The organism is Pseudomonas sp. NBRC 111130 (genome assembly GCF_001320485.1).
GTDB lineage: Bacteria > Pseudomonadota > Gammaproteobacteria > Pseudomonadales > Pseudomonadaceae > Aquipseudomonas > Aquipseudomonas vlassakiae.
The window spans coordinates 35,922-46,867 of the sequence record NZ_BCBG01000042.1; the positions used below are offsets into that span (position 1 = coordinate 35,922).

General features: G+C 64.1%; 7 protein-coding genes. 3 read left to right on the forward strand and 4 right to left on the reverse strand.

The genetic code is table 11. The features are described 5' to 3' along the window. Positions 1-2: 2 nt before the first annotated feature. Positions 3-368 carry a response regulator transcription factor gene (locus APH33_RS18105; RefSeq protein WP_177332421.1) on the reverse strand — a complete coding sequence of 122 codons (366 nt, stop codon included), beginning with the start codon at positions 366-368 and terminating at the stop codon, positions 3-5. Then, complete coding sequence (locus APH33_RS18110; protein WP_054886472.1) at positions 365-1,345, reverse strand: response regulator; 981 nt, start codon at positions 1,343-1,345, stop codon at positions 365-367. Before APH33_RS18110 ends, APH33_RS18105 begins: the two co-directional genes overlap by 4 nt. Positions 1,346-1,584: 239 nt before the next feature. On the opposite strand from APH33_RS18110, the gene APH33_RS18115 reads away from it, so the two are divergent. Further along, complete coding sequence (locus APH33_RS18115) at positions 1,585-6,633, forward strand: ATP-binding sensor histidine kinase (RefSeq protein WP_054886473.1); 5,049 nt, start codon at positions 1,585-1,587, stop codon at positions 6,631-6,633. A gap of 54 nt (positions 6,634-6,687) precedes the next feature. On the opposite strand, the gene ycaC is transcribed toward APH33_RS18115, so the two are convergent. Together ycaC and APH33_RS18125 are read right to left on the reverse strand one after the other, a co-directional pair. Further along, a complete protein-coding gene (ycaC, locus tag APH33_RS18120; RefSeq protein WP_054886474.1) occupies positions 6,688-7,314 on the reverse strand; it encodes an isochorismate family cysteine hydrolase YcaC in 627 nt (208 codons plus the stop codon). 84 nt (positions 7,315-7,398) lie between these two features. Next, the gene (locus APH33_RS18125) at positions 7,399-7,761 is read right to left on the reverse strand and encodes an AraC family transcriptional regulator (protein WP_054886475.1); all 363 of its coding nucleotides are present in this window, start codon (positions 7,759-7,761) and stop codon (positions 7,399-7,401) included. 179 nt (positions 7,762-7,940) lie between these two features. Between APH33_RS18125 and APH33_RS18130 the strand changes: the two genes are divergently transcribed. Both APH33_RS18130 and APH33_RS18135 read left to right on the forward strand, forming a co-directional pair. Further along, entirely contained in the window at positions 7,941-8,915 is a 975-nt protein-coding gene (locus APH33_RS18130; protein WP_054886476.1) for a GlxA family transcriptional regulator, read from the forward strand. Between the two features lie 131 nt (positions 8,916-9,046). Then, positions 9,047-10,834, forward strand: coding sequence for a monovalent cation:proton antiporter-2 (CPA2) family protein (locus APH33_RS18135; RefSeq protein ID WP_054886477.1), 1,788 nt, complete (start codon positions 9,047-9,049; stop codon positions 10,832-10,834). Positions 10,835-10,946 lie beyond the last annotated feature (112 nt).

Genomic DNA, 10,946 nt, shown 5'->3' on the forward strand with positions numbered 1-10,946 from the left:
GCTCATTCACCTGCCAACGCCTCTTCGACCAGCTTGAGCAGCACCTCTTCGGAAAACGGCTTGCCCAGACAACCCCGTGCGCCATTGCGCAGCGCCGCCTGCAGCGCCCGCTCGTCCCAGTGCGCCGACATGCAGATGACTGGCAAAAGCCAACCCCGCCGCACCAGTTCCTGCTGCACGTCCAGCCCGTTCATCCCCTGCATTTTCAGGTCGAGCAGCACGCAGCCTGCCTCGCGCACCTGGTTCGAGGCCAGGAACACCTCCCCCGTCGCGAACGCCAGGCACTCGAACCCCGCTGAGCGCAGCAGGTTACCCAGGCTTTTGCGCACCGAAGCATCATCATCAACGATGCACACCGCTCTGTTCATGCGCCGGGCCGGGCGTCGATGACGTTGTGCATGGCTACCAGCTCCAGTAGCGAGCGGGATTGCATCTTGTTCATGATGTTCTTCTTGTGCACCTTGGTGGTCACTTCACTGGTGCCGATTTCCCTGGCGATCTGCTTGTGCGACAAGCCGCCGACCACCAGCGAGAACACCTGGCGTTCGCGCTGGGTGAGGTGCTGGTACTTTTCCTCGACCTGTCGCGCATGCTGCCATTTGCGCCCCTCGATCACCGCGCGTGCGCGTACCGAATCAAGCAGCACCAGCAACTGGTCTTCGTCGAAGGGCTTGGTCAGGAACTCGACGGCCCCGGCGCGCATGGCCTGGACCGTCATGGGGATGGTGCCGAAGCCGGTCATGAACATGATTGGCCAGGGTAGCGCTAGCCGGCGCAACGTAGCCTGAACCTCAAGGCCGGTGGTTTCGGCCAGATGCATATCCAGCAGCAGGCAGGCGCAGGGGCTTTCCAGGCGAGCGTCGAACAACGCTTCGGCACTGGCGAACAACCGGTGTGGAATATCCCGCGAACCCAGCAGGCGACCGAGCGCCTTGCGCACAGAAGGGTCGTCATCCACAACCAGCACAGGCACGTTGGCAACGTCGTAGCACGGTTCGCTGGTTTCGGCCATGGCGCACAACGGTGACTGGCCCAGCGCCAGGCAAGGGACATCGAAGCTCACCTGGGCGGCCAGGCGGTATCCCCGCCGCGGCACGGTCTGAATCAGCCCGCGGTCACCGAAGGCCTTGCGCAACAGCGACACCTGCACCTGCAGGTTGTTGTCTTCGACCACCGTGCCGGCCCACACCTGGCTGAACAGCTCATCCTTGCCAACCACCCGGCCTTTGGCCTTGATCAGCGTGGCCAGCACCTCGAATGCCCGCCCGCCCAACAGGATCGGCTTGCCATCGAGAAAGGCTTCTCGTCGCTCGAGCGACACCTGGGCGTTGCCTATTCGGATCATGGTTTCCTCTCGCGGGCATGGGCGTCTGCGCAGCCTCGGGCAGCCTAGGCGAGCACACGCATTCAGACAATTATCCCGAGGGATAGGTGGCCTTTTCACTATACAAGCGCCCTCCAGCCGCCAGGTATTGATAACGGACAACAGCGTGCCCGTTCCTGCCAAGCCGCCCGCAGCGCCCATTGTTGAGCGGGCGGCTGCGTATACTCGTGCGCCAGGATGTCGCTAGCAGGGGGTGCTTTATGCTTGATGAACGCCTCGCCAACAGGCCTATCGATTTCGACCAGTCGATCGACGACGGCTGGCTGAATCGCTGCAACATCACGCAGCTGGGCCAGGACGGTGAGCTCAGCTATTTCCGCTTGCATGACCCCGTCTCTCGCCAGGCCTGGATTGCCGTGCGCGCCCCGCTCGAAGCTCCCGCAGCCTGCCAGCGCCTGGAGCGTGACTATCGCCTGCAGCTGGACCCGCAGTGGGCGGTCATCCCCTCAGCGTTCGTCCGCTGCGCCGAAGGCCCGTTGCTGGTGTACCCGACCGGCCGCTCCATCGCCGACCTGATCAGTGAAGGCCCGGTTGACCTGCCCCTGTTCTTCGATATCGCGGTAAATGCCGCCGACGCCCTGGCTCAGGCCCACGAGCGCAATGTGCTGCACGGTGCGTTGCAGCCCGAACATGTTTGCCTGCAGGCGAACCAGCGGGTGCGGCTGGGCTGTTTTCGTGCCGACACACCAGAGCTGATCAGCGAACAGGGCAACGCGCTCGGCAACTGGGCCTACCTGGCGCCGGAGCAGATCTGCCCCCACGGCAGCAGCAGCGACCGGCGCAGCGACATCTACGCCCTGGGTGCGATTCTCTACCAGCTGCTGCTGGGCGAGCTGCCGCTGGCCGGGCGGGATGCCCAGCACTGGCGCCAGCTGCACGCCGGCGTTCAGCCACGCTCGGCTTGTGAGGTCGACAGCCAGGTACCGCTGCCACTGAGCCGGATCCTGGCCAAGGCCCTGGCAAAGGAACCTGACGCCCGCTACCAGAGCGCCCGGGCTCTGGCCGTAGACCTGGCCCATTGCCAACGGCAGTGGACCGCAAGCAAAACCATCGCCCCCTTCGAGCCCGGCTGCGCCGACCCGGTTTCGCCCAGTCGCGAGCGCTTGTATGGCCGCACTGCCGAACAGAAGCTGATCGCCCTGATGCTCGATACTCAGCGTCGCGACAGCAAGCCCCAAGTGCTGTTCATCAACGGCGCTGCGGGTCTGGGCAAATCCAGCCTGGTCGAGGCCACACTCAAAGCGCATGCCGAAGGCTACTGGGCTGTCGGCAAGTGCAACAGTCCGGACCAGGCCGTGCCCTATGCCCCCTGGGTAGAGATCCTCGGTTCACTGACCACCCAGCTCTTGGCCAAGAACAGCCAGGACCTCGACACCCTGCGCCGCGAGATCCTGCAGCGCATCGAAGGCCACGGTCGGCTGCTCGGCAAACTGGCACCGGACCTGCAATTGATTCTGGGTCCACTGCCCGAGTTGCCAGAAAAGCCCACGCGCCTGGCATTGCACAAAGAACAGCGGGCGATCGTTGAGTTCCTGCAGGTATTCAGCTACCCAGGCCACCCGCTGGTGCTGTGTTTCGATGGCTTGCAATGGGCTGACGATGGCACACGGCAGCTACTGGCACAGTTGCTTGCCCAGGCGCCGGACAACCTGCTGCTGATCGTCACCCGGCGCAACGATACGCCCACTGCTGGCGTGCCGCTGGCAGTTCCCGTAGCGCTGCGCTCCACGACACTGAACCTGCGCCCACTGGACGTCGGTGCAGTCACCGAACTGATCAGTGAGCGCTACCACGTCAGCCCAGACGAGGCGTTGCAGGTTGCCGGACTGGTGCACGACAAGACCGCCGGCAACCCGTTCTTTATCAACCAGATCCTCAAGGCCATGGTCGAGGACCGGTTGTTCACTTTCGACACCCAGGCCATGCGCTGGTCATGGTGCCTGCAGGCCGTGGCCCGGCAACGTTACGCCGACAACGTCGCCGACCTGATGATCCACCGCCTGGCACGCCTGCCGGCCCCCCAGCGCGATGTGCTGCGGGTCGCCAGCGCGGCAGGCAGCCGCTGCAATGAGCGCCTGCTGCACCTGCTGCTTGTACCGCCGCCGGATAAACCGCTGAAAGCCTTGATTGACATGGGCTTCCTGCTGCCGGGCCAGAAAGGCCTGAGCTTCGCCCATGACCGGGTGATGGAGGCCGCCTATCAACTCACACCCACCTGTGATCGGGCTCAACTGCATGCACGCATAGCCCAAGCCATGCTCCAGGTTTGGCACAACGACTTGCAGGAGGTGGTTTTCGAGATCGCCAGTCAGCTGCAACGCGCCAGCCCCCGCGGGTTTGCAGCGGATGAGCGCGATGTGTTCCTGCAGCTTTTGCGTGAAGCGGCGCTGCGTTCGCGCGACAGCGGTGCGTGTGAACAATCGGCAGCTCATCTGCAGGTGTGCGAGCAGTTGCTGATCCACGGCGCAACGCCGCAAAGCCACGCCACCCATGCCTTTGCTATCGCCTGTATGGCGGCGGAGTGTGACTTGCAACTGTCGCGCATGGCCGCTGCCCAGGGGCGACTCATCGAATGCCTTCAGCGCGCATGCTCGCCGCTGGACCGGGCGCGGGTATGCAAGCTGCAGGCACGCCTGCACACCTTGCGCGGCGACTACCAGGCCGCCATCACCACCGCCGTCGCCGGCCTCGAGCTTTTGGGCATCAGCCTGGCTCGCGGTGTCGCCCCACAGCAGGTGGAGGCCAGCCATGCGCAGGTAGAGGCCCTGATCGAACAGAAAGGGCGTCATTGCCTGGCCTCGCTACCGCGCACCGACTCGGAGGAAGTGGCCGTTGCCATCGGCCTGCTGGCCACCCTGTCGTCGTCGTTTTTCGTGCAGGACGATATCCGCTTCCTGCACCTGACCAAGCTCATGGAGCTGTCGTTGCTGCAGGGGGTCGCCCCGGGCAGCACCTACGGTCTGGCCTGGTACGGGGTGATGATCGCCGATCGCTTCGGCAACTACCACGACGGCCACGCCTGCTGCCTGGCAGCGCTGAAGCTGATCGAGCGACACGGTTTCGAAGCTGATCTCACCAGCGCCCTGCTGGCCTTGGACCGGGTCAGCGCCTGGACCTCACCCATGGAGTTCGCCCGCCGCACGGCGCTGGAGGCAATTGATTCGACCCGCTTTAGCGGCGACCTGGCGATGACCTGCCATGCCTGCAACCATCTGGTTTCCGACTCACTGGTCATGGGCCGCTACCTGCCACAGGTCGCCGAGGAAGTGGTACAGGGTCTGGCCACTGTGCGCAGTTTCGGCTACAGCGATATCGAACAGATCCTGCACGCCCAACAGGGGTTCGTCGCCAGCCTGAGCGGAATGCCCGGCACAGCCTCGCCCCTGCATGCCCAGTCACCCACCACGCTGTTCTTCCAGCACCTGTTCAACGGTATGTCAGCGTTCTACCTGGGTGATATCGCGCAAGCCATGCGCAGCCTGAGCGCAGCGGGCGACAGCGCCTGGGCGGCACCTGCGCACATCAACCTGGCAGACTATCACCTGTTCCGCGGCCTGGCCTTGGGCAGCCCGGAAGCCCCCGGCCGCCTTGCCGACAAGCTGGCCGTACTGCAATCCCTGCGCGAGCGCTTCAGCCGCTGGGCCTGTTTCAACCCTGTGACCTTTCGCAACAAGCTGCTGCTGATCGAAGGGGTGATCGCCAAGCTCGAAGGCGACGGCCTGACGGCCATCCGCTGCTTCGACCAGGCGCAAATCGCCGCGACCGCTGCCGGTTTCATCCACGAACAGGCGCTGGCCCATGAACAGCTGGCCGAGGTCTGCATCCCCAGCGGATTGATCTCCGGCGCCAACCTGCACCTGCGCATCGCCCGCGATTGCTTCCATATCTGGGGCGCGACCGGCAAGGTGCACCAGCTGGAGGCCCTTCACCCGTTCCTGCGCACCCAGCCCGTTCAGGAGACCCACCGCGCCACCCAGCAGGCCAAGCTGGACCTGGAGGCCGGCATCGAGGCGGCGCGGGCGTTGTCTGAAGAAGTGCTGCTCGAAGGCCTGATCGAAACGCTGATGGGTCACCTCACCCAGCATTCCGGCGCCGATCACGGTGCACTGCTGATCGTCAGTGGCGCTGAGTTCCAGATGGCCGCCCTCGCCTATATCGACGATGCCGGCTTGCACGTGAATATGGACAATTGCCAGAAGTTCATGACCCAGGCGCCACGGTCGATCATCAACGCCACCATGCGCACCAAGAAGCCGCTGGTACTCAACGACGCCCAGAGCGATTGCCCCGAGGCCTTCCGCCAGGAGCTGCACACGCGCAACGCCCGCTCGGTGTTGTGTCTGCCGCTGGTGATCCAGGGGGTCCTGATCGGCCTGGTGTACCTGGAGAACCGCCTGGTGCCTAACCTGTTCGGCAGCCAGCGCCTGGCCATGCTGGAGATCCTCGCCTCGCAGGCGGCGGTGTCGCTGCAGACCGCCAAGTTGTATACCCGCCTGGCCGAGGACAACCAGGTCCGTGCGCAAATGGAAGAAGAACTGCGCCGATCACGCGCCGAACTTGCGCGCAGCGCCCATCTGCAGGTGATGAACGAGCTTTCGGCGTCCATTGCCCACGAGATCAGCCAACCGCTGCTGGGGATAGCCTCCAACGCTGCTGCCAGCCTGCGTTGGCTCAAGCGCGCCGAACCCAACCTGGAAGAGGCGATGGCTGGCCTGGAAGATATCCGTAACGACAGCGAGCGCGCCGCCAACATCGTCCGCGCACTGCGCTCGCTGGCCAAGCAGGCACCGATGCAGCTCAAGGTGGTCAAGGTCGACGAGCTGATCCGCGAGGTGCTGCGCCTGACCTCGGCCGACGCTGCCAAGTACACGGTCGACGTGCAGACACAACTACAGGCTGGGGTGAGCGTGATGGCCGACCCGGTGCAGTTGCAGCAGTTGGTGTTCAACCTGATCACCAACGCGCTGGAGGCGCTGGCGGGCTATCGCAGTGATGGTGTGCTGCGGATTGCGTCTGTCGTTACCGGCGATGGGATCGAGATCTGCGTCGATGACAACGGGCCTGGCATTGCTGCAGAGGAGCGGGCACGGGTGTTTGACCCATTCCATACCACCAAGCAAGCAGGGCTGGGGATGGGGTTGGCGATCTGCAGTTCGGTGGTGCAGGCCCATGGCGGGCAGTTGCAGGCGTTGGTCTCAGAGTTCGGCGGGTGCCGGATCCGCTTCACGCTGCCTGTGAGTTCTTCTTGACCTGTACCTGCCCTTTCGCGGGCGTGCCCGCGAAAGGGCAGGTACAGGTTCAGCTCAACGCGAGCTCAACGCCGCATAGCTGTTCATCAGGTTGCGGTAGTTGGGGATCCGCTGCGACAACAGGTTGCCCAGCCCTTCGATGTCGTTGCGCCAGTCGCGGTGCAGCTCACAGGCCACCGAGAACCAGTTCATCATCTGTGCGCCCGCCTGGGTCATGCGCACCCACGCCGCCTGCTGCACGGTCTCGTTGAAGGTGCCCGAAGCATCGGTCACCACGAACACTTCAAAGCCCTCGGCCAGCGCCGACAACGTCGGGAACGCCACGCACACATCGGTCACCACACCCGCGATGATCAGCTGCTTGCGGCCAGTGGCCTTGATCGCCTTGACGAAGTCTTGGTTGTCCCAGGCATTGATCTGGCCTGGGCGAGCGATGTACGGCGCGTCCGGGAACATCTCTTTCAACTCCGGCACCAACGGGCCATTGGGGCCTTGCTCGAAGCTTGTGGTGAGAATGGTCGGCAGACCGAAGAACTTGGCCAGGTCGCCAAGGGCCAGCACGTTGTTCTTGAACTCGTTGGGCGAAAAGTCCTGCACCAGCGAAATCAGGCCAGTCTGGTGGTCGACCAGCAGGACCACGGCATCGTCCTTGTTCAGGCGCTTGTAATCAGGTTGGCTCATGGGGTGACTCCTTGGGTTGGGAAAACGGAGCGGGACTTACCGGGTGGCTTGTCCCAAGGGCTTATACCGGCGGATAGAGCCGGCTTAAGAAAATGCCTGTGCCAGGCGCCAGGCCTTGGGCGGTTGGCCGACCAGGCGGCTGAAGGCACGGGTGAAGTGGGCCTGGTCGCAGAAGCCGCACTCCAGGCTCACGTGGGTGATCGGCGCCTCGGTGACAAGCAGGCGCTTGGCCTTTTCCATGCGCGCCAGCAGGCGCCAGGCCTGGGGCGAGAGGCCGGTATTGACCTTGAAGGCACGGGAAAAATGGCTGCGGGTGAGGTTGCATACAGCGGCGATTTCGATGATCGACAGCGAACTGTGCAACATCAATTCCTTGGCCTGACGCAGCCGCGCGGGGGTCAGCGCGCCGGGAGTGTGCAGAAGCGCTTGGGGCGTCCCAGGGTGCATGGCGACTCTCCTGTTCAATGAAGAAAGTCTCGCCGCCGGGGCATGACAAAGTCCTGAGGCAAACCTGAATTGTTGTTAATTGTGCGCTGCTGGCCCTGGCCTTTTGGCCGATACCTTAAGATGCGTTTCTTACTCAGCTTCATGCCGCACAAGCGGTCAGCATTCAAGGCGAAAGAGGTATGCAGGAAAACCACACCCAACGCACCGTGGCCATGGTGCTGTTCGATGATGTGCTGATGCTGGATGTGACCGGGCCGATGGATGCCTTTGCCATTGCCAACCGGTTCCTGCCTGAAGACCAGCATTATCGGTTGGTGACCGTGGCCGAAGGCCAGGGGACCATCCGCGGTTCTTGCGGCCTGAAGGTGATGGCCGACCTGCGCCTGGAGCAATTGCCAGCCCGCATCGACCTGCTGCTGGTACCGGGTGGGCCGGGGGCCTACCACGTCGCGCTGCCGGCGATCGAGCGTTGGCTGCCTGCCGCCGTTGACAGGGCACGGCGCTTCGGCGCGATCTGCACCGGGGCGTTCGTGCTCGGGCGTGCCGGGTTGCTCGACGGCTATCGCTGCACTACCCACTGGAACTACGTGGAGCGCCTGGCCCAGGCGTTTCCCGAGGCCAAGGTCGAGTCTGACCAGATCTACGTGATCGACCGCTGCCTGATCACTTCGGGAGGGATCACTGCAGGGATCGACCTGGCGCTGGCGGTGGTGGCCGAGGACCACGGCAAGGCGCTGGCCCTGGAGGTCGCCAAGGTGCTGCTGGTTGCCCGCCATCGCCAGGGCGGGCAGACGCCTTACGGGCCGCTGCTGGCCGCCGTACCGCGGGATGATTCGCCGATTGCCCGGGTGCAGGCCTATATCGTCGACCACATCGACCAGGCGTTCACCGTGCAGAAGATGGCCGACCTGGTGGCCATGAGCGGGCGCAACTTTGCCCGGACCTTTCAACGCGAGATCGGGATCACGCCGCTGCAGTACCTGCAGAATGCGCGGATCGACCAGGCGCGCAAGCTGCTCGAATGCGGCGATCTGCCGTTGAAGGTGGTGGCGACCCGATGCGGGTTTGGCAGTGACCGGCATATGCGCAAGGTGTTCTGCGAGCGGATCGGCATGACCCCGGCGCAGTATCGGGCGCAGTTTGGCTGCTTGTAGGAGCAGCTACTGTCTCTTTTTCAGGGACAATGTTTCTCCGTCCAGGCTTATTGTCTTGCCTTTCCCCAGCCTCCAGAATTGTCCGTCAAACTGTTCAAACGCTGCCCCGGCAGCTCATGGAGTACGAGCCAATGCCACACGAAGGCAGCCTTCTACAAACCGCGGTGATCTTCCTGCTCGCCGCAGTCGTCGCCGTCCCACTGGCCAAGCGCCTGCAACTGGGGGCCGTGATCGGTTACCTGCTCGCTGGCGTGGCCATCGGGCCTCAGGCCCTGGGCCTGATCCGCGATACCGAAAGCGTCGCGCACATTTCCGAACTGGGCGTGGTCCTGCTGCTTTTCATCATCGGCCTTGAGCTGTCGCCCAAGCGCCTGTGGCTGATGCGCAAGTCGGTATTCGGCGTCGGCACCGCACAGGTGCTGCTGACCGGCGCGGTGATCGGCGCCATTGCCCTGTTCGGTTTCGGCCAGTCGCTGCCGGCGGCGGTCGTGCTCGGCCTGGGCCTGGCGCTGTCGTCCACCGCACTCGGCTTGCAAAGTCTGGCCGAAACCAAGCAGCTCAATGCGCCCCATGGCCGCCTGGCGTTCGCCATACTGCTGTTCCAGGACATCGCCGCGATCCCGCTGATCGCCCTGGTCCCGTTGCTGGCGGCCAGCGGCCCGGACACCAGCCACGGCGACAGCCTGCAACATGGCCTGAAGGTCTTCGCCAGTATCGCAGTGGTCATCATCGGCGGCCGCTACTTGCTGCGCCCGGTGTTCCGCACCGTGGCCCGCACCGGCCTGCCGGAAGTGTCCACCGCCACCGCGCTGCTGGTGGTGATCGGCACCGCCTGGCTGATGGAGGAAGCCGGCATTTCCATGGCCCTGGGCGCCTTTCTCGCCGGCCTGCTGCTGGCCGACTCGGAGTACCGCCACGAGCTGGAATCGCAGATCGAGCCGTTCAAGGGCCTGCTGCTGGGGCTGTTCTTCATCAGCGTCGGCATGGGCGCCAATCTGAGTCTGCTGCTGGAAATGCCGCTGGTGCTGCTGGGCCTGACTCTGCTGCTGGTGGCGGTGAAGCTGGTGCTGCTAATCGCCGTCGGCCGCCTGGCCGGTGGCTTGAACAGCGCCAGCGCGCTGCGCCTGGGCATGGTGCTGGCTGCCGGTGGCGAATTCGCTTTCGTGGTGTTCAAGCTGGGCAAGGACCAGGGCCTGTTCGATACCCAGACCTACGACCTGCTGCTGATGACCATCACCCTGTCGATGGCCATCACCCCACTGCTGATGCTCGGCTGCGCCCGCGCCCTCAAGCGCCCGCAACCGGCGCGTGAAGTGCCCGAGCAGTACAAGGCCATCGACGCTGGCACACCGCGGGTGGTGATCGTCGGCATGGGCCGCATGGGCCAGATCGTCGCGCGCATCCTGCGGGCGCAGAAGATCCCGTTCATTGCCCTGGAAACCTCGGTGGACGCCATCGAGATGACGCGCATGTTCGAGCAAGTGCCGGTGTTCTACGGCGACCCTCTTCGCCCCGAGGTGCTGCATGCGGCCAAGGTCGGTGAGGCGGAGTACTTCATCATCACCATCGATGACCCTGAGGCCGCCATCCACACCGCTGAACGGGTGAAGCGCCAGTATCCACACCTGAAAGTGCTGGCCCGGGCGCGTAACCGCCAGCATGTGCACAAGCTGGCGGATGTGGGCGCAGAACCGATCCGCGAGACCTTCTATTCCAGCCTGGAGATGACCCGTCGGGCGCTGGTCGGGCTGGGCTTGAGCGACGAGCAGGCGGCGGACCGGATCGAGCGGTTTGCCCAGCATGACGAGGAAGTGCTGGAGGCCCAGGGGCTTGTGCGCGATGACCGGGCCAAGGTGATGCAGACGGCCAAGGAGGCGCGGGTGGAATTGGCGCGGTTGTTTGATTCGGATGCGGATTGAGGGTTGGCGCTGTGATATGAGAAGAGGGCTTAGTCCCTCTTTTTCTGTGTTTGGATTCAGGAGGTAGGACAGGTGCCTGCCTCTGAACAGTGTCAGGGCTGACAGGTGCATA

Bases quoted from the DNA above. Each gene is read 5' to 3' on its own strand.
- APH33_RS18110 (WP_054886472.1), bottom strand. From the start codon at position 1,345: ATGATCCGAATAGGCAACGCCCAGGTGTCGCTCGAGCGACGAGAAGCC.
- APH33_RS18115 (WP_054886473.1), top strand. From the start codon at position 1,585: ATGCTTGATGAACGCCTCGCCAACAGGCCTATCGATTTCGACCAGTCG.
- APH33_RS18105 (WP_177332421.1), bottom strand. From the start codon at position 368: ATGAACAGAGCGGTGTGCATCGTTGATGATGATGCTTCGGTGCGCAAA.
- APH33_RS18130 (WP_054886476.1), top strand. From the start codon at position 7,941: ATGCAGGAAAACCACACCCAACGCACCGTGGCCATGGTGCTGTTCGAT.
- ycaC (WP_054886474.1), bottom strand. From the start codon at position 7,314: ATGAGCCAACCTGATTACAAGCGCCTGAACAAGGACGATGCCGTGGTC.
- APH33_RS18135 (WP_054886477.1), top strand. From the start codon at position 9,047: ATGCCACACGAAGGCAGCCTTCTACAAACCGCGGTGATCTTCCTGCTC.
- APH33_RS18125 (WP_054886475.1), bottom strand. From the start codon at position 7,761: ATGCACCCTGGGACGCCCCAAGCGCTTCTGCACACTCCCGGCGCGCTG.